Origin of the sequence: Fictibacillus halophilus (assembly GCF_042680145.1) — a bacterium.
GTDB lineage: Bacteria > Bacillota > Bacilli > Bacillales > Fictibacillaceae > Fictibacillus > Fictibacillus halophilus_A.
The window spans coordinates 1,535,926-1,554,577 of sequence record NZ_JBHTNQ010000001.1 but is presented as its reverse complement, the minus strand read 5'-3'; the positions used below and the strand labels follow the sequence as shown (position 1 = coordinate 1,554,577).

At 37.2% G+C, this 18,652-nt stretch carries 14 protein-coding genes; 2 read left to right on the top strand and 12 right to left on the bottom strand.

All coding sequences use genetic code 11. The features are described 5' to 3' along the window. Positions 1 to 6: 6 nt before the first annotated feature. The 8 genes from ACFQ4X_RS08000 to ACFQ4X_RS07965 all read right to left on the bottom strand — a co-directional run bounded on the left by ACFQ4X_RS08000 (position 7) and on the right by ACFQ4X_RS07965 (position 11,624). A complete protein-coding gene (locus tag ACFQ4X_RS08000) occupies positions 7 to 1,578 on the bottom strand; it encodes an ATP-binding protein (RefSeq protein ID WP_379834272.1) in 1,572 nt (523 codons plus the stop codon). A 64-nt stretch (positions 1,579 to 1,642) separates the two neighbouring features. Further along, positions 1,643 to 3,169, bottom strand: a complete 1,527-nt coding sequence (locus ACFQ4X_RS07995; protein ID WP_379834271.1) for a tripartite tricarboxylate transporter permease — start codon at positions 3,167 to 3,169, stop codon at positions 1,643 to 1,645. 11 nt (positions 3,170 to 3,180) lie between these two features. Next, positions 3,181 to 3,651 carry a tripartite tricarboxylate transporter TctB family protein gene (locus ACFQ4X_RS07990; protein WP_379834269.1) on the bottom strand — a complete coding sequence of 157 codons (471 nt, stop codon included), beginning with the start codon at positions 3,649 to 3,651 and terminating at the stop codon, positions 3,181 to 3,183. A 68-nt stretch (positions 3,652 to 3,719) separates the two neighbouring features. Then, positions 3,720 to 4,739, bottom strand: coding sequence for a Bug family tripartite tricarboxylate transporter substrate binding protein (locus ACFQ4X_RS07985; protein WP_379834268.1), 1,020 nt, complete (start codon positions 4,737 to 4,739; stop codon positions 3,720 to 3,722). A gap of 164 nt (positions 4,740 to 4,903) precedes the next feature. Beyond that, a complete protein-coding gene (speD, locus tag ACFQ4X_RS07980; RefSeq protein ID WP_379834266.1) occupies positions 4,904 to 5,713 on the bottom strand; it encodes an adenosylmethionine decarboxylase in 810 nt (269 codons plus the stop codon). 378 nt (positions 5,714 to 6,091) lie between these two features. Then, positions 6,092 to 6,928 (bottom strand): aminoglycoside 6-adenylyltransferase, encoded by an 837-nt coding sequence (locus ACFQ4X_RS07975; RefSeq protein WP_379834265.1) that lies wholly within the window; start codon positions 6,926 to 6,928, stop codon positions 6,092 to 6,094. Positions 6,929 to 7,036: 108 nt separating this feature from the next. Continuing rightward, a complete protein-coding gene (locus tag ACFQ4X_RS07970; RefSeq protein WP_379837078.1) occupies positions 7,037 to 8,254 on the bottom strand; it encodes an MFS transporter in 1,218 nt (405 codons plus the stop codon). A gap of 67 nt (positions 8,255 to 8,321) precedes the next feature. Further along, positions 8,322 to 11,624, bottom strand: a complete 3,303-nt coding sequence (locus tag ACFQ4X_RS07965; RefSeq protein ID WP_379834263.1) for a hypothetical protein — start codon at positions 11,622 to 11,624, stop codon at positions 8,322 to 8,324. A 220-nt stretch (positions 11,625 to 11,844) separates the two neighbouring features. On the opposite strand from ACFQ4X_RS07965, the gene ACFQ4X_RS07960 reads away from it, so the two are divergent. Together ACFQ4X_RS07960 and ACFQ4X_RS07955 are read left to right on the top strand one after the other, a co-directional pair. Beyond that, entirely contained in the window at positions 11,845 to 12,867 is a 1,023-nt protein-coding gene (locus tag ACFQ4X_RS07960) for an acyltransferase (protein ID WP_379834262.1), read from the top strand. Between the two features lie 99 nt (positions 12,868 to 12,966). Next, the gene (locus tag ACFQ4X_RS07955) at positions 12,967 to 14,370 is read left to right on the top strand and encodes a hypothetical protein (protein WP_379834260.1); all 1,404 of its coding nucleotides are present in this window, start codon (positions 12,967 to 12,969) and stop codon (positions 14,368 to 14,370) included. Positions 14,371 to 14,552: 182 nt separating this feature from the next. On the opposite strand, the gene ACFQ4X_RS07950 is transcribed toward ACFQ4X_RS07955, so the two are convergent. The 4 genes from ACFQ4X_RS07950 to ACFQ4X_RS07935 form a co-directional block, all read right to left on the bottom strand. After that, complete coding sequence (locus tag ACFQ4X_RS07950; protein WP_379834259.1) at positions 14,553 to 15,080, bottom strand: AAA family ATPase; 528 nt, start codon at positions 15,078 to 15,080, stop codon at positions 14,553 to 14,555. A gap of 35 nt (positions 15,081 to 15,115) precedes the next feature. After that, entirely contained in the window at positions 15,116 to 16,303 is a 1,188-nt protein-coding gene (locus tag ACFQ4X_RS07945) for an alanyl-tRNA editing protein (protein WP_379834257.1), read from the bottom strand. A 298-nt stretch (positions 16,304 to 16,601) separates the two neighbouring features. Further along, a complete protein-coding gene (locus ACFQ4X_RS07940) occupies positions 16,602 to 17,366 on the bottom strand; it encodes a MerR family transcriptional regulator (protein ID WP_379834256.1) in 765 nt (254 codons plus the stop codon). Between the two features lie 129 nt (positions 17,367 to 17,495). Then, positions 17,496 to 18,431, bottom strand: a complete 936-nt coding sequence (locus tag ACFQ4X_RS07935) for a DUF6454 family protein (RefSeq protein ID WP_379834254.1) — start codon at positions 18,429 to 18,431, stop codon at positions 17,496 to 17,498. Positions 18,432 to 18,652 lie beyond the last annotated feature (221 nt).

Here is an 18,652-nt window from a genome sequence, read left to right as displayed (position 1 = left end):
TAACCTCTATTCTTTCGGGATAATAACAGTAAAAAGGGTTGTGTTCACTTTTGTTCTTTCATAAAAAAGCTCACCATTTAATTGTTCTACAGATTGATTTACCAAATATAAACCATAACCTCGGTCTGTCCCTTTTGTCGAAAATCCCTTTTGGTATAACTTATTAGCGATAGAAGGCGGAATTCCTTCTCCATCATCTTCAACCTCAATTAATAATTGATTTCCCATATCCGAAAGACATATCTTAACTTCACTTTCATATTCTCTGTTTTTAACAGCAGCATCCATTGCATTATCCACCAAATTTCCAATAATCGTAACAAGCAATTGTCTATCTAATGTTTCAGGAATATCTTTAAACGTACTAGATGGGTCGATTGAAAAAGGAACTTTAAGTTCGATTGAGCGATTAAACTTTCCAATCAGCAAACCTCCTATGTAAGGATCAGAAATTCGTTTCATGATGAACTTAGCAAAGCTCTGATGTACATCTGATTCCTTTGATATTACATCGAGAGCCTCCTGGTAGGACTCCAATTGTATTAATCCAGAGATTAAATACAATTTATTTGAAAATTCGTGTGTTTGTGCTCGCAAGCCCTCGCTATACCCTTTAACTTGTGCCAGTTCTTCATTAAGTCTATAAAGTTCGTTTTTGTTCCGAAAAGTAGCTACTGCACCTATTACATCTCCTTTATCATCCGTAATAGGAACCCGATTTGCTACAACATTGCTGTTACCAAGTTTCATTTGTTCATCAAACTCACTGCTGCCATTTGAAATGACATCCAAAAGTCTAGAGTTTGGAATGGTTTTTAATATATTGCTGCCTATCAAATCGTCCGTATCTCTTTCAAGCATTTGTAATGCAGTTTGATTAACCATCGTAATATCACCATCACGGTTGATTGCGATTACTCCTTCTCTGATGGCTTCGAGAATAGCACTTTTTTCTTTGTACAATAAACCTATTTCTTTTGGTTCCAAACCGTGCGTCGCTTTTTTAACTCCTTTTGCTATCAATATGGACCCTAAAATTCCTAAAGAAAGAGTGAACACCCCGATAAGTAAAATTTTTAATTTATAAGGCCAGATAATTTCATTTATACTAGTAGTCAAAAAACCGACTGAAACGAGTCCAATGATTTTACCCTCATCATTTATTATTGGAGATTTGCCTCTCACTGCTGGTCCAAGAGATCCGGTTGCTTCTGTAATACTTGGTTCTCCTGACAAGGCGAATTCATTATCGCCTCCAACCATCTTTTTCCCAATGCGTTCTGGAAGCGGATGAGAATACCGGATTCCTTCCTTATTTCCAACAACGATATACTGTGCGCCTGTTTTCTTCCTTATTTCTTCAGCATAAGGCTGTATTCTTTGAGAAGGATCTTCTTCTTCAAATGCTTCTATAACTAATGGATTGCTGCTTACCGTATTTGATACACTTAGTGCTCTTTGACCGATCTGATCTTTTATCGTATTTACAAACATCACCTGAAAAAGAACAGCTAAGATAACGACCACTATAAAGATGAGGGAGCAGCTGATGATCATTAACTTTGTTTGCAGTTTCATTTGTTTCCCCCTGAAAATAGAAAAGACTTTCCTGATTTAGAAAGTCTTCTCTTTCACTCTTGTTTTATCCTTCTACATTAACAACTACATTTTTTCCTTTTAACCTAAGAAAGAAAGGTACTATAATCCATAATACAGCACAGACAAGAAAAATAGCTGAGATAGGATTCTCGATAAAAACATTAAAGTCTCCGTTTGATGTAGTTAATGCACGTCTCATATTATTCTCAATCATCGGCCCTAAAACAAGGCCAAGTACAAGAGGTGCGAGCGGGTAATCGTTCTTCGCTAATAAATAACCCGCTAATCCAAATCCAATAAGTAAATAAAGATCAAAGGTTGTTACTTGAACCGCATAAACTCCGAAAACAGATATAGCAATAATAATTGGCAGCAGATATTTTGGAGGTGTCTCAATAATTTTTGCAAATACCTTTACGAGAGGCATGTTTAAAATTAAAAGCATCAAATTTCCTATAAACATACTTGCAATGAGTCCCCAAGCTACATCAGGATGGTCACTGAATAATAACGGACCTGGCTGCACATTGTACATGATAAGGGCACCCATTAAGATAGCAGTTGTTCCGGAACCTGGAATACCAAGTGTCAATAGCGGTATCATTGCTCCGCCTGAAGCTGCGTTGTTCGCGGACTCTGGCGCTGCAACTCCAGCAATTGCACCTTTCCCAAATTTTTCGGGAGTTTTACTTAATTTTTTTTCAGCAATGTAAGAAAAGAAGGAAGCTAATGTTGCACCTGCACCAGGAAGGACACCAATAAAAAAACCAAGAATAGATCCGCGTGCAATAGGTCCTGCACTCTCTTTAAGATCTGTTTTAGAGGGAATAACTCTCCCGACTTTCGCAACTCTTTCTTGGTCATCTTCTTTATGAAGAATGGTTTTGAAGACTTCGCCTAGAGCAAACAATCCCACAGCTACTGTTAAAAATTCAAGTCCGCCAAAAAGTACCGGAATTTCATAGGTGAAGCGTGCTACACCCGAAACAGCATCAATACCAATTGTAGCGAGAAGCAGTCCAGTTAAAGTCATCATCCACGCTTTTGTGATTGACCCCCCTGCTAGACCGCTTACAGCTGCCAGTCCTAACAGCATAAGTGAAAAATACTCTGCAGGTCCGAATTTTAATGCCATTTCAGAAAGTGGATTTGCAAGTAATGCTAACCCAATGATTGAGACAATACCTGCTGCGAAGGAGCCGATGGCTGCAATCGACAATGCTGATCCTGCGCGTCCTTGTTTTGCCATTTGATACCCGTCCAGCGTAGTTACAACCGAAGATGACTCACCAGGTGTATTAAGTAAGATGGATGTAGTTGAACCGCCATACATCGCTCCATAATAAACCCCTGCCAATAGAATAATAGAACTTGTAGCGGCAGCTGATGGTTCCATCCCGCCAGTTAGAGTTGCAGTTACAGGTATGAGCAGAGCAACTCCGCTCATTGGACCGATACCCGGAAGTACTCCCACTGCTGTTCCAATCAAAACACCTATAAAGGCAAAGAATAAGTTTTCAGGTTGTGTTGCTGTATGAAACCCTTGCATTAGAAAATCCATTACGCCCATACTTTTTCCTCCTAACTAAACCATACCGGCAGTCCTGGCAAAGAGCCTTTTAAAACAACCACATATAAATAATAGACACAGAATGAAAAAGCACCTGCAATTAGCGCATTTTTAATCCATCCGCCTTTTTCCACTTTTTCCATCGTCTGAAAAGAAACAAAAAGAAAAATGAATGTACTGATCAAATAACCGATTGTTTCAAGTAAAGAAGCATATAAAATACTTGCTATCAGTATGATTAGAAATCTTTTTATCATTAATTTTTCACGATCATTATTTTTATTCTGAACCGATTTAAATGACTCCAGAAACAGCTTTACACTTAATAAAATTAGGATGAGTCCAAGCAAAAATGGAAAGACATTTGGTCCTACTTCACTTCCATAGGCACTCTTTGCTATATTCCTGCTTTCAAATAGAAAAGCAGCGCCAATTAAAGCAAAAACCACACTTGCATAACGGTCAAAACTCCCTTTCCTCATGTACATAACTCCTTTAGCACACTAATATTAATAAAAATGGAGAAGTATCTTACTCCTCCATTTGTAGTCTATTTGTTCATCCCTAATGACTTTAATAGATCTTCAACTTGTTTTTCCTGTTCTTCTAAAAATGAAGCAAATTCTTCAGCATCTTTAAATTCAGCTTCCCAGCCGTTACGTTCAAGCTCTGCTTGCCACTCTTTGCTATCATTTAAGTCTTTAAGAGTTTTAGCCCAGTAATCTTTTGCACTGTCCGACATTTCTTTCGGACCGAAGATACCTCTCCATATCGTAAAATCTGCGTCAATGCCTTCTTCTTTAAAAGTTGGAACTTCTGCCAATTCTCCTTTTAATCTCTCAGTAGAAGATACACCAAGAACTTTAACTTTTCCCGCCTTTAAAAACTCACCTACTGCTGAAGCATCTGTAGCTATGTAGTCTGCATTTCCGCCTAATAAAGCCGCAATAGCTTCTCCGCCTCCATCATAGGAAACGTATTTTACTGTTTTAGGATCAACTCCTGATTTATAAGCTGGCAGTACAGCTACTAAGTGATCCATTGATCCAGGTGCTGATCCGCCTGCTGCAGTAACTGATTTAGGATCTTTTTTTACTGCATCCATAAGCTCTTTTAAACTGTTATATTTTGAGTCTTCTTTTACTACAATTGCTCCAAAATCTTTAGTTAATTGAGCTAGTGGAGTAGTGTTTTTATAGCCATATGGGCTGTTTCCTTCTTTCTTAAGATTATTAATCAAGATAGGAGGAGAATTTACGTAAAGTTTATAATCATCTTTTTTATGCTGAGTGGCGTATTCGGCTAAATAAACCGCTCCACCACCACCTGGCTTGTTTTCAACTGTCATGGTTTGGTCAACTAATTTAGTTTCCCCAAGTACCTTAGTAAGGGAGCGTGCAGTTAAATCCCAGCCGCCTCCTGCACCAGATGGAGCAACAACTGTAATAGATTTTTTAGGATAATCTGAATTTCCGGCACTATTGCCGCTGGAACCCGATGTACTGCATGCTGCTAGTGAAGGAATAAGGAATCCTGCTAAGAGCCAATTTTTCCAATTTACTTTTTTCATAGGTATCCTCCTTTTTGGTAGCGCTTTCATTTATTCTTTTTATAATCCTAACACGCTATATTGAAAAAAGAAGTTTAACTGCATAATGAGCTTTTTGTTCATAAAGTTCATAGATACAAAAAAGACCCCTGAATAAAATCAGGAGCCTTACCTATACAATCAGATTATTTTTTTATATTTCTTCCGTAAAAAATTTCATCCATTTCTGATTTAATGCGATCTGTTATTTCATCGACACTTCTTGAATCCAATGTGTCTTTGGTGTAGCCAAACAGATAATTGTTTAAATCAAATTCCTTTAACCGGCATTTTGTATGAAAGATGTTCTCTTGATAGATATTGGTGTCTATCATGTCGTACATGTTTTTTATATCTTCAGAAAGATAATTTTGTATAGAGTTAATGTCGTGGTCAATAAATAATTTGTGACCCTTTATGTCTCTCGTAAAGCCACGTACCCGGTAATCCATCGTAACAATATCGGTATCAAAAGAATTGATAAGATGATTTAATGCTTTCAAAGGTGATATTTCACCACAAGTTGATACATCAATATCTGCACGGAATGTACTAATCCCTTCTTCTGGATGGAATTCAGGATACGTATGGACAGTAAGGTGGCTTTTGTCCAGCTGCATAACTACTGATTCGGGCATCGCAGTTGCAGAATCATCAAATGAATCTGTAGGTACCTCAACGACCGGACCTTCAGAGACAAGGAGAGTAACACTTGCCCCTTGAGGAACATAATCTTGCTTTGCCACGTTCAGCACGTGAGCACCTATGGTGTCAGAAACAGTCTGAAGTATATTTGTTAGTCTTTCCGCGTTATATTGTTCATCAATATATTCTATATAAGCTTCCCGCTCTTCCCGTGTTTTTGTAAAACAAACATCGTACATATTAAAACTTAATGACTTTGTCAGGTTGTTAAATCCGTGTAAAGTGATACGTTGATCTGGTGAAATTGTCATATGATCGATTCCCCTTATGTATTAAGAATTTGAGAAGTAAATATTTTTATAATACCCATAACCTTCACTTGAAAAACGGTTGATGCTAATACTCTTAATAAAAAGGCTGTTTTCGTAAGCTCTGTTGCTATTAGAAGAGGTTGATATCCGCGCCAGGATGCTCGCTTTCCGCGTGGTGTGCGGTGAGCCCCCTAGGCTAATCAAGCCTGTCGGGGTCTCACCTGTCACGCTGCCCCCGCAGGATCTCGCACCTTGCGTTCCAATCAACTTGTCCACGAAGTGGCTAAACAATAAATGAATCAAAAGCAACATTCTTTTAGAAAAGAGCCAATAAAAGAGGATAACGCTGTTCGTTATCCTCTTTTGATACGTATATTGTCAGATGACCTTTTGGATAATTTCATCCACCCATGCGGCATCTTCTTCTATAGTTAGTTTGTTACAAAGACATGAATGCAACCTCTTAAATTCTGGAATGATTGATGTTATTACAGCCATTATTTGAGCGGGATTCCGGTCACTATGCCAGCTTTCCAAAAGGGATAATTGTGGGCTGTCAAAATCGCTTCTTTTCCCTTCATAATTAGACCAGACTCCCATTTGGTTAGGATTTCTGTCTGCTTCCATATCCCATCCTGCAGCAATCGACCACCGCAGCATATCAAGAGAGCTCAAGGCGTAATATAATTCTTCTCTCTTTACTCTTCTGTACACTTCATGCATATGGGCAAAGAATTTACCCCGCCATATTTCAAAATCCTCTTCTGTTAATTGATAAGATAATGTTTGGGACTCGTATACGGCTTTTTCCACAATTTTATGAGGATCATAAATAATTTTGGTTTCCTGCTTTAAATACAGAGACGGCTTCAAGTCATCTTTCTTATAATAAAAGGAATCTACTTTAACAAAATCAATGTAATGAGCAACTGAATGGGCAGCCCAAGGGAAATCTTCGTAAAAAAGAACCTCTCCCCACCTTTTTGCTCTTTCCTTTTTGTTTCGTCTATACTCTTCGAAGTGTTCATTTTTCACTACAATACGGAGATCTAAATCGGAATATAGATCCGCATTCCCTTTTGCAACAGACCCTCCATAAAAGAAGGCTAGTACATTTGGATCTTCCGTCAGGTCACATGAGATCGCTTGATTAATTTTCTCTAATACCATTGGAAGCTTTAAGTCTCTTTCATTAAATTTAGCACCAAATCCCACACATGAAAAAACATCTCCTTTGTTTTGCTAATCTATGTGTATTTCTTGTTTTGATATGAATTTCCTTCAAAAAAAAAAAGAAAGCTGGAATTCACTCCAGCTTTCTTTTTATGAATTTTGTACCTCATTTTGAACAATAGGACTTCTTTTCATAAGAGGAACCATTGTTAAGATTCCGAACGCAAACAAAATAGCTGCTCCTTCAAACATCACTATTAATGAGAAGGTTTCTTTCAGCCAACCCGTGATTGACATTGTCAGTACCATTGCACCCATGAATAATGGATTTAAGATGCCATTTACTCTTCCGATAAACTTTTGTTCAGTACCCTGTAAAATAAGTGTATTTATCCCTATATGGATACAAGGCATGAATAGACCGCTTAAAAACTCGGCAGTTAGAGTCAGCCAGAATTCTGTAGAGATCCCCATAATGAAAAATCCTAAAGCACTTGCCCCTAATCCAAATGACAACAAAACTTGAGGCTTTATTTTACTTGCTATTCCAATTGTTAAGCCTCCGCCAAGAATCATTCCAGTTCCGAATGCTGCCATCAGCCATTGAAGCTGTTCTTTAGGGAGTCCTAACTGCTCGGTAACTAAAAATACTGTTAACGGCTGTGTTAATCCTAATGCCAGACCTGCTAAAGCAAAACAGGCTCCAAGGAGGGTTAAGGTACGCTTGCTTAATACATAACTAAAGCCCTCCTTCATTTCATGCCAGATGGACGATTTCTCTTCTTGCTCTTCCACCTCTTGATCAGGAGGCAATAAAGTTAGGATTACAGCAGATAAAACAAAAGCTATTCCCATAATACCTATTGCTGCATTAATACCGAACTGCTGATATACATACGTTCCAAGGATTGGTCCAAGAATCATAAATACCGCAAATAGAGTCTGATACATGGACATACCAATTTGAACCATCTCTTCTGGTACATGTATCTTAAACAATTTCATTCCTGATGGCTGTGAGAACTGTGACAATATAGATGAAACAAGAGTCGCAAAAAAGATGATCTTCCAGCTTCCAAATAACAGAGTAAGCAACACGGCGAAAATGGAAACTGCACTTAGCAGGTCACACCATATCATTGTCTTTTTCGGTTTCCATCGATCTGCAAATGTTCCGCCTATAAAAGAGAATAAAAAGATCGGTGCGAATTCTGCAACAGAAATTAATGACACCGCGATTGGATTCTCATTTGTTTTTTCAATGACATACAAAAGAATAGAGTAGTTACGAACCCAAATGCCGATTTGAAGAAAAAACACTGAAAATAATATTGTACGTATAACTTTGTTCCTAAAAAGCATACCCATTGTAATTTTGGGAATTGACTGATCCCCGCTCAAAATAATACCCCCCTAATATCAGATGAACTATCCATTATTTCCATTCTCCAAACCATTGATTCCATTTCTTTATGAGAACTTCTTTTAACGGAGGTGACTCGATTCCTTTCTGCTTTTTGAACTCATTGAAACTAGCAAAACCTATAAGTAATATTCCGGTTAACAGCAAATACACCCACCATGGCATAGTGCCCCAATATGGACGCGTCTGAATTAATACATTCAATAGCAGAACAATCATCCCTGTAAAGAAATAGCTTTTTTGTCTGGATATAAAACCATAAATAATACTCACAAATGACAGTGTACCAAGAATGATTGCATCCATTACTTTATAGCTTTGCATGGCATCAATCATTAGTAATGCAGCAATTATGCCGAGCAAAGAGTATTGAACTGAAGTTGCCATTTTATCAGACACGTTCCAAGTCTTTCTCGTTATCACATAACTTAAGAGAATCCAAGGCAATACATTTAGCTCAGTGTTTACAAGTGCAGGAACTTCGAATTGGTTGATGAAAGAATAATAAGCAAACATTACGAACAAACTTGAAATGGTTTGCAGTATATTTTTACCTGTTTCGAATTCTCCTAATCGCCTTGCGTGAAGATAAAATAGAATCGCGAGCAATGAAAGTCCTGTCGTTGACAGGAATCCTTGTGAATAAGTAAATCCAGCAGATACATAAATGACTCCAAATACCGCGAAAACATCAATAGAAAAATTAGGCGTTTTTGAAAAAAACTTTTTATTGTAATACAGTCCAGCCAAGGAAGTAAGGAATCCTGCTGTAAACCAAATCAATGCTTTGTAATCTGGTTGAACCGCATAAACGATAAACAGTTCCTCGATGTCGATCATTAAATAAACGAGAATGATAGTAGTGGCATATTTCCAATAGCCTTTTAAAGATTGATAGAAAAGAATAAATGCAATAAGCAATCCTGCATGTATAAATAAGTATGTTGGGTTTAATCCCCGGCTTATAATATATTCGCCAAGAAAAAAAAGAGAAAACGGGACTGTATAAATAATAATTCTGTCTTTCCAAAGCGGTTTCAAAATGAAATATAATCCTGCAAGCAGCACGCTAAAGATAACTGGTCCCTCCTGCGGAAGCCATTCGGATATAAAATGATGAAAAGCTACAGCAAGCATTGTTAAACCTGAGTAAAAGTAAAATCTAAGTTCATATTCTTTTAACGTACGGATCATATACATCCCATAAAGAATGGCTAAAAGAGTAAACGGCAATGCATCTTGTGATACCAATATGGTAAATCCAATTGTTAACACTAAGAAAAAGTGAGAAACAGTTTTAATGGGATATTCACTGCTTGCATCTACGCGTTTAAAGTACTCCCCGCTTACAAATAGCAGATAAGCTATTCCTATATACAAATAAGCTGAGTTTCTATCTGTTAACGAGAATCCGGCTAATTCTGCCGTATAAAACAATGCAAAGAATAAACCAAACTGTATACCTGCATAACCGGCTTTTACTTTAAAGTGCTGTGTAGCAAACCATAATGCTGCCATTAATAGCAGTGAAGAGGAAAGTTTAACCCAAGTAAAGCTTCCATCAAAAGATGCCACAATGAAATTAACAATTGCTGTAATAGTTGCAATTGAAATAAAAACTGAAGAAAGCATCGCATGATTTTTTTTCCAAATATACAAACCAAGCAAAACAATGCTACCTAATCCTATCGATAAAGAAAGCTTAGGGTCCTGCAAAAATTTCATCCCTGTATAAAACACTGAACTAAAAAGAAACACGGAAGTTAGCCAAGCTGAGACTCTTTTCTTCTCTCCATTTTCCATAAAATAATGGCGCAGTGCCAAACTTGTCAAAAGCAAGGATATAATAGCTGTCTGTAAATAAAGTCCGGTTAATGAAGTTAATAAAAAACTTAAAAGTAAACATCCGCCTCCAACGATCAGACTGGATCTGTGCAGCGGTTTGATGAATTGCCCGACTCCATATGCTAAAGCGGCAGATATACCGATTGCTAATGCCCAGTATTCTCTATAAGGGCTTCCCATCAAATGATACAATTCCATAAATGTGCATATTACATAAATCGGTGCCAAATATTTAAAGAATAAAAATGAAGTTTGATAGCTTAAATAAATAAAATTCCCAGCAAGAACTAAATACCCTAATAAGAGCCAGATGCTTCCCTCTCCTGCTGATAACAAGACTCCGTTAACTGTAATAAAACAGAATGCCAGTACCGAAATTGCACCATTTGCCAGTTGATAATAAGTTGCTAGCTGTTTATCTGAAACCTTGCCAATCATTAATAAAACTAAAGGGATCAGGACGACCAGCAATAAACTGTAATCAATTAAGAATGAATTCTGTATGAGCTGAAACAGTCCATACGTAATGAATCCAATAAATAAAAGTTCGTACTCTTTTCTCTGATTAACCATTCTCATTGCTAAATAAAGCACGGCAGTCAAGATAATATTAAAGCTTTGATAAAGCTGATTATCAAATAAAATAAGGATCAAAACAGTTGATAGAATTAAATTTGCCTGAATAAAGACTGGTAAAGTTTTAACAAATACATCTTGTCTTTTTGATCGATTCACATGGTGTAAAGCGATATATCCGATATTCCCTAGTGCGTAAGCAAAATAAAAGACATGCTTTGTGAATCCTAGAGCTAATAACAAATAAGCATACCCTACCGAACTAGCAATAAAAGTAATCCAGCTAAACAGTTTTGACTGAAAATAGCGGCCAAACCCAAAATAGACCGGAAAACATAATACGGTTGTGAGTACTCCTAGAACATATCTTCCTTCTCCATAAAAACTAAGCCAGCTGCCGAATAACTCAAAATATCCAGCAGACAAAATTGTAATCGGAATAAATAACGCAAACAAAACAAAAAATGTAAAAGCTGTTTTTCTGATCTTCAGCACTTTTTCAGACAGTGCTCCCAATCCTCCAAACAAAACAGCAATTCCGCCGACAAGCATCGTTTTTGTAAGTGAACTGAATACTTCCCAATTGCTTGTTGCAAGTGTTAATCCGCCTAATAAAAGGAGAATAACACCAGCTGCCATCAATGAAGTGATATTCTTTTCCCTCTTCTGTTCAGGTGTTAATTCAATTTTAGGCTTTGGCTGAACGATTGGTTTTACTGGTTTTGACTGAACCGTTTCTTGTTTTATTGGTTCAGCTTTTATCAATGTTTCCTTTATTTTAAGATCATCTGCGTATCTATGATATCCGTCCACTACTGTCAGGTAGTCTTTTTCTTTAATATATCCCCCTTTTTTCAGCTCGTTTAAATCCCTGATAAATCTGAGCTCATCCATTATGTATCCCCCTTGATTACTCCTTTGTTGAATGTATGTGTGAAAAAGAAAAGAGATAACAGTGGTTATCTCTTCTGAATTATAAATTTATGATAGTCATAATTTTACAGTAACTGCTAATTTGTGTCACTACTTACTATTTTATTTTACTGTAAGGATTTTGAATATATGATATTTGGTGAATAATGGTAAAGTTCAGCGTGAGTAATGGAGGTACAAAATGGAGCGGATTTATTCAATAGACTTTATTAAGTTTTTTGCCATATTTGCAGTGGTAGTAATACATATTTTCCCGTTAGATGGTTTTACAGGATATTTCATTATTGATAATATCGCCAGGTTCGCTGTACCCTTTTTCTTTGCTGCTTCAGGTTATTTCTTTGCACAGAAAATGATACAAAAGGATACATCATTTTTCCATTTGAAAAGCTATGTAATCAAGCTGATGAAGATTTATTTCGTCTGGTTGATCTTTTATGCCATATATGATGTTCTGCTCATACTTCTTAAGGGCAATGATATAGAGGAAAAACTTAATAAATACTTTGATAAATTTACGCTATTAAACTTATTTTATTATGGTAAAGGAACAAGCGGGTATCAGCTGTGGTTCCTAACGGCGTTAATTTGGAGCACCGTCATTGTTTATATTTTTATTAGAATTAAAAAAATAAATGTTTTGTTTGTCATAAGTTTGATTTTAAACCTAATCGGTCTTTTAGGACAGGCATATACGATGTTCTTAGACCTTCCTGTAAGTACGACAAGAGATGCCCTCTTCTTTGGTTTGTTTTATACGGCGTTAGGAGTGGTTTTCGCAGTTAACATACATTTAAAAAAACTAAGGAAAATAAGCGGAATAACCTATCTCGGTTTAGCGATGATCTGTTCATTAATTCAAGTGATGGAAGGATATTTGTTAGACAAAGTATTGGATGGCAGCCATGGTGAATACTTTTTCTCAACGATTCTTGTTACAGCTTTTCTATTCTTCTTTGCTCTGAATAATAAAAAAATTGGCAAAGGATTGTGGATTACAAAAGTTGGCGGTAACGCGCTTGGTATCTATATTATCCATGTGTTTTTCTTGGACCTGATTAATAACGTTTTAAAATATTTAGGCGTTAACCAGCTGCTATCAGAGAATTTAATCTGGAACGTATTTTATACCCTTTTTATTTTTATTATTTCGTATTACACCTATCATTCTCTTCAGCTAGTTAAATCGGAATTAAAAGAATAAATTATAAGCTTTTTTAACGCTTCACCACTTCCCCTTCCTTACATATTCTGTATTACATTACGAAAGGGCTAATTAGCCGTTCACAGGGGAGGTATTTAAATGGGCGTTGAACTAACAGCGCTTCATTGGATTTATGTTGTGTTTATAGGCTTAATCATTGGTTTTATGGTAAAAAGACGTGATACGACTCTAATTTGTATCGTCGGTATTTTCTTAATTGCGATAGCAGCAACTGGTTCATTAAGCGGTTCGATCAGCAGTATATTTAATAGTTTCATTTATGCTATTACGGAGCTTCTTCCAACAATACTTGTTATATCTATTATTGTTGCAATGAGCAGAACATTAACTACGACGGGTATTAACGATGTTATGATCTCGCCATTTTCCAAGCTGATCCGTACACCCGCACTTGCGTATTGGACAATTGGAATATTAATGATGGTGATCTCATGGTTTTTCTGGCCGTCACCAGCGGTTGCACTAATGGGTGCAGTCCTTCTTCCTGTAGCCATTCGAGTAGGTTTGCCTGCACTTGGAGTAGCGATGGCTATGAACCTATTTGGGCATGGTATAGCTTTATCGGGTGATTTCATTATTCAAGCTGCTCCTAAATTAACAGCTGATGCAGCGGGGCTTCCAGTAAACGAGGTAATCAGTGCCAGCATTCCGCTTGTTTTTGTAATGGGGTTAGTAACAACACTCGCTGCCTTTTATTTTTTAAGACGGGACATGAAAACGGGAAAACTAACCGCTTCGACTGGAGTGACAGATGAATCAGTAAAAGAACTGCCGAGTGAACAAAAAATAAATCTTTTATCAAATGGACAAAAGAAGTTCTTCGCTCTATTTATCCCGATCATGTTCGCACTTGATGTTGCAGCAATGTCCATCCTAAAGCTTCAGGGCGGTGATGCGACCGCATTAATTGGCGGTACATCTGTTTTTATCCTTTTACTGATCACAATGGTCAGCCATAAAAATAAGGGACTTGAGAAAACGACTTCCTACATGATTGACGGTTTTCAATTTGGTTTCAAAGTCTTCGGCCCGGTAATACCCATCGCTGCTTTCTTTTATTTAGGTGACTCTGGTTTCACAAAAATTATAGGTGAATTCTTACCGAAAACTTCACAAGGAATTGTTAACGATCTTGGCTTAGCGCTTGCTTCAGTCGTTCCATTAAGTAAAGAGATTGGAGCTGTTACGTTAACGGCAGTCGGTGCAATTACTGGACTTGATGGTTCAGGGTTCTCTGGTATTTCTTTAGCTGGCTCTGTTGCCAATATCTTTGGGACGGCAATCGGAGCTGGTGCTGCAACTTTAACAGCCTTAGGTCAGATAGCAGCGATATGGGTAGGCGGAGGTACTTTGGTGCCATGGGCATTAATTCCGGCCGCTGCAATTTGCGGTGTAGATCCATTTGAGCTTGCAAGAAGAAATCTGAAGCCTGTTACAATCGGGTTAGCAGTTACAACAATTGTTGCGATATTTTTAATTTGATAAATAAAGGGGTACGGCAATCAACTTAACGGGTTCTCTTGTGGAAGAGAAAATCGTAATTCGCTAAATAACGACCAGATTTTGTCTGGTCGTTTTCTCATCCTCGTATTCCTTTAAAGCATTCATTTTGTTGAATTATTAAAATACTTGAAGTAAGTCTTAATGGTTTTTATTTGATAGGCCTAATTTTCAATTACAATTTCTCCTTCACCTTTTGGTATTTCGAAACCATTTAGGTAGGAAGTTAAAAGTTCTTCTGTAATAGGGAACGCATTTGCATCAAAACGTTTGTTTCGTATCTTCAGCCGTTCTCGCAAATCATCAGGATGAACTTTTAAATAAATAAGTTTCCATTTACCGCCTGACTTTTCAATAAGTTGTTTATATTGCTCCCTTCTTACGCGATCCCAAAAACTGAAATCAATTACCACCTGTTGTTTATCGTGAATTAACTTTACTAAATGATTGCACAATTTTCTTTCTGCATCTTTCTTATATTCCTCAATCTTTTCTATTGGGAAATCAATCCCATAACGACCATTAGTAGCCCATATTTCTTCATCAATAGAAAGACGTACAAAACCTTCTTTTTCTAATTTTTGTGCGAATGTAGTTTTCCCTGAACCAGCCACACCACACATCATTACCACTAAAGGGGTGAAATCATCTCGTTCACGATAAATTAAGTCAAAATTAAACTTTTCAAACATCTGAATACCACCCTCCAACTGTACTCCTTCTTTGTTTAATCCTTTATATTTTTTAATAATTCCCGGCGGCTAAAATCAATAAAATTCAATGTATCTTCTAGAGTTGGAAAACCGGCTTGCGCAGTTTTATCGTTTCCTCCTCCTTTTCCGTTAAAAGATCCCATGTGTTCTCTTAGAAACTTTCCGCATGAAACATTTTTAGTTCCGTTATGAACTACAACTGCCTTATTTTCCAATGTTGAAGCAAATAGTATAAACAAATTATGGTCATGTGCCATCATTATGGCGAGGTCTTTTACTTCATCAAACGGCTTGTCATCAAAAACATGAAAAAGAAAATCTTCTTCTTTCTTTAATAGGAGTTCTTTTGCAACGCAAGCATTATTTTCTTCCTTTACTTTTGCAAGTTCTGATTCCAATCTCTTCTTTTCTTCTTCCCACTTTTCAATCCGGCCAATTATTTCATTCCGTCCTGTATTAAATTTTGCCGCTATCTTCGCTAATATTTGCTGGCCGTCATTGAGATCTTGAAGTGCCCGTAAACCACACTTAAAAGAGAGTCTTATGAGCCCTTTTTGTTTTTCTGCTTTAAATAACTTGATAATTCCGATCTCGCCAGTACTTAAAACGTGAGTTCCGCCACATGCATTGTACTCTATGCCTTCAATCTCTGCTATTCGAATATTCTCTGTTACTTTTGGCATTTTTAGGAGAGGCAGTTTAGCTAATTCCTCACTCGTTACATAATAAGTATGTATAGATCTATTCCGATAAATTTCCTCATTCGCGGTTTGTTCTATCTTCTCCATTTGTGATTGGTTAAGTTCAGATACATCAAGATCAATCGTTACATAATCTTGACCAAGGTGAAAACTCACAGTCATCGCGTTATAAAGTGTGTAGCATACTGCTGACAATAGATGTTGTCCGCTGTGATGCTGCATGTGTTCGAACCTTCTTCTCCAGTTCAATGAACAGAAAGCTTGTGGTGTTTCTGGCAGCCTCTTTGTCACATGAACGATTTCACCAGTTTCATCAGTGAAAACATCTAAAACCTCAATGCCGTTTATCGTTCCCGTGTCGTGAGGCTGTCCGCCACCTGTTGGATAAAAAGCTGTTTCTTCTAAGACCACAAAACATTGATCCTCTTTTGTGAATGATTTCTTTATGATTGTTTCCCATTCTGTTGTATATGGTGAAGAATAGTATATTTTTTTCGTCATGATTAGGTCATCCCCTTCTAAGTCTCTATAATTAGTGTAAACGATCTCGATAATAAAATAAAAAATAGAGATGACTTAAAATCATAAAAAATTTTGAGATCATGATATTCTGATTAACACCTTTTTCGATAATGTCATTATTCTAAGATGGTAAGTTATCTAAAAATCCTGATATGTTAGCTGAAGTTCAAGATCTATTTATTTTTTATTTTGTAAAAATAAAAAATTGGGGCTGCCAAAAGTAAGTTTACCTTACTTTTGGAACAGCCCCTTTTAACTAATAACTTCCCAATTACAATTACTGCTTCATGCCCGTGTAAATGTAGATAGCATCTCTTAGAAATTCTGCTGTTCCTGGCTGTTCTTTATCATAAAAGGCAGTAAATCTTTCGTCATCCACGTACATTTGTGCAAGCCCTGCATGTGCTTCCTTGCTGTATTCATTCCAATAATAGATCAGCCATTGCTTGTGCAGATCAGCAGCTTTTTGAGCCAGCTCACCAGCAGGGTCTCCGGTTTTAAATGCTTCCGCTAATGTAGTATGCAGATCTTCACTAAGTTTAGTTACTTCATCATGCTCACTTTGAGTCATATTTAAAACTTTTTGGTTAGATTTGTTTACTGCATCGTCTCCATATTTCTCACGGATTTCTTTACCGTATTTGTTTTCATTATCTTCTACCATTTTTTGTTTGAAACCTTCGAACTTTTCTTTATCTGTCATCATAATTCTCCCTTCGTTAAAATTAATCGTTTTTTCTACATTGGCGATTAATTTATCTAACTGGACTCTTTTGTCGAGGAGCTGTTCACGGTGTTCGCTTAGAGCTTTTGCAGCATTAAAAGAAGGAGAGATTACTATTTCTTTTATTTTGTCTAAATGCAGCCCTAGTTCCTTGTAAAATAAGATTTGCTGAAGCTTATCGACCTCTGTCTGCCCATAGATGCGATATCCAGAAGAGTTGATTCTTGCCGGCTTAAGAATTCCAATCTCATCATAATATCGCAATGTACGGGTGCTGACTCCAGCCAGCAAGCCCAGCTTTTGTACGGTATATTCCATGTGCTCACCTCCCGACAATCTTACTTTAAACCTTTACGCTGCGTAAAGGTCAATGGGTTTTTGTTTACTTATTATAAAAAACACTTTGAAGGTCTCAAAGTGTTTTTGTTCTAATACTTTAACGTGTATTTATTTTGCTTCATAAACAAGCATTGAAGACTTGTCATCATCCGGTACAGCATATAATTGAGATGCTTGATCACTGTTTTCTACATAAACAGGATTACGTGTAGCGGTGTGCCCTTGAGCTGAAAATAGCGAAATTGGAAGTTCGTGTTCAATTTTCATTGTTTTCTTATTTAATAAAGCTAATCCGCCTAATTCATATTTTGCAGAATTAGTTCCACTCTGCGGAAGTTCTGTGATTCCGCTGCAAATCATATTTTCTTTCCCGGCATCCTCACAATCCTGATAATCAATAAAGTGACTTGGATTCTTGGATTTGCTTACTACTTTTCCATTTTGTTCAAACTCGTAAAAAGTTCTTGAACCCCAGCTTACAGCCTTGAGGTTTCCTTTCTTTCCGTCGCGTAAGATTCCCCCGATGTGATCATTCGTTCTAAACATTTCCTTTGATTTCATCGTTTTAGGATCCACTTTATAAATAATGGACTCACTGTCTGGTCGATATTCGGCAACAGATACCCAAATTGACTCTCCATCGAAAGCAATGCCTCCAGGATGGTACATATTCCCTTCACCCAGCTCAATATCTTTTAAAAGCTTCCCTTCATTATTGAAAACAAAAAGGTGGCCGATTCCTTTCCCTGGAGTGCGGTCATAACCATTACGAGGCTGCTCGTATTTCACAGGTTTTTCAATGATTTCAACAGAAGACATGTAGAATAAGTTCCCAATCTTGGTCATTCCTTGTGGATGATAGGTGTTAAACTGCAAATCAACCTTACCTTTCTGTTCCCAAGTCGTATCACGAGAAAGTTGCTTAAAGTTTTCTTCAAATTGTGCTCCGTTTGAAATTGGTTTAAGAACATCAGGATTTGCATATGCCGTGGTAACTGAGCCAATCGTGGCAGCAGCTGCTAGTGTAAGCATGATTTTTTTCATATTCTTTCCTCTCCTTCTTTCATTAACGCTCTTTTCTAAAAGATTGTTGCTTTTTGGATGTTTTCTTTTTTTCTTCCTATGCAAGTTGATTGAAGCGTAAGGTGCGAGACTCTATGGGACGAGCGGTCAGGTGGAGACTCCTAATGGCGCAAAGCGGCAGGAGGCTCACCGCACGCCTCATGGAAAGCGAGCAACCTGAAGCGGAAATCAACTACAGTCAA

Excerpts from the sequence above, each read along its gene's own strand:
- speD (WP_379834266.1), bottom strand. The coding sequence starts at position 5,713 with ATGACAATTTCACCAGATCAACGTATCACTTTACACGGATTTAACAAC.
- ACFQ4X_RS07985 (WP_379834268.1), bottom strand. The coding sequence starts at position 4,739 with ATGAAAAAAGTAAATTGGAAAAATTGGCTCTTAGCAGGATTCCTTATT.
- ACFQ4X_RS07960 (WP_379834262.1), top strand. The coding sequence starts at position 11,845 with ATGGAGCGGATTTATTCAATAGACTTTATTAAGTTTTTTGCCATATTT.
- ACFQ4X_RS07950 (WP_379834259.1), bottom strand. The coding sequence starts at position 15,080 with ATGTTTGAAAAGTTTAATTTTGACTTAATTTATCGTGAACGAGATGAT.
- ACFQ4X_RS07970 (WP_379837078.1), bottom strand. The coding sequence starts at position 8,254 with ATGGGTATGCTTTTTAGGAACAAAGTTATACGTACAATATTATTTTCA.
- ACFQ4X_RS07990 (WP_379834269.1), bottom strand. The coding sequence starts at position 3,651 with ATGAGGAAAGGGAGTTTTGACCGTTATGCAAGTGTGGTTTTTGCTTTA.
- ACFQ4X_RS07955 (WP_379834260.1), top strand. The coding sequence starts at position 12,967 with ATGGGCGTTGAACTAACAGCGCTTCATTGGATTTATGTTGTGTTTATA.
- ACFQ4X_RS07935 (WP_379834254.1), bottom strand. The coding sequence starts at position 18,431 with ATGAAAAAAATCATGCTTACACTAGCAGCTGCTGCCACGATTGGCTCA.
- ACFQ4X_RS07965 (WP_379834263.1), bottom strand. The coding sequence starts at position 11,624 with ATGGATGAGCTCAGATTTATCAGGGATTTAAACGAGCTGAAAAAAGGG.
- ACFQ4X_RS07940 (WP_379834256.1), bottom strand. The coding sequence starts at position 17,366 with ATGGAATATACCGTACAAAAGCTGGGCTTGCTGGCTGGAGTCAGCACC.
- ACFQ4X_RS07945 (WP_379834257.1), bottom strand. The coding sequence starts at position 16,303 with ATGACGAAAAAAATATACTATTCTTCACCATATACAACAGAATGGGAA.
- ACFQ4X_RS08000 (WP_379834272.1), bottom strand. The coding sequence starts at position 1,578 with ATGAAACTGCAAACAAAGTTAATGATCATCAGCTGCTCCCTCATCTTT.
- ACFQ4X_RS07995 (WP_379834271.1), bottom strand. The coding sequence starts at position 3,169 with ATGGGCGTAATGGATTTTCTAATGCAAGGGTTTCATACAGCAACACAA.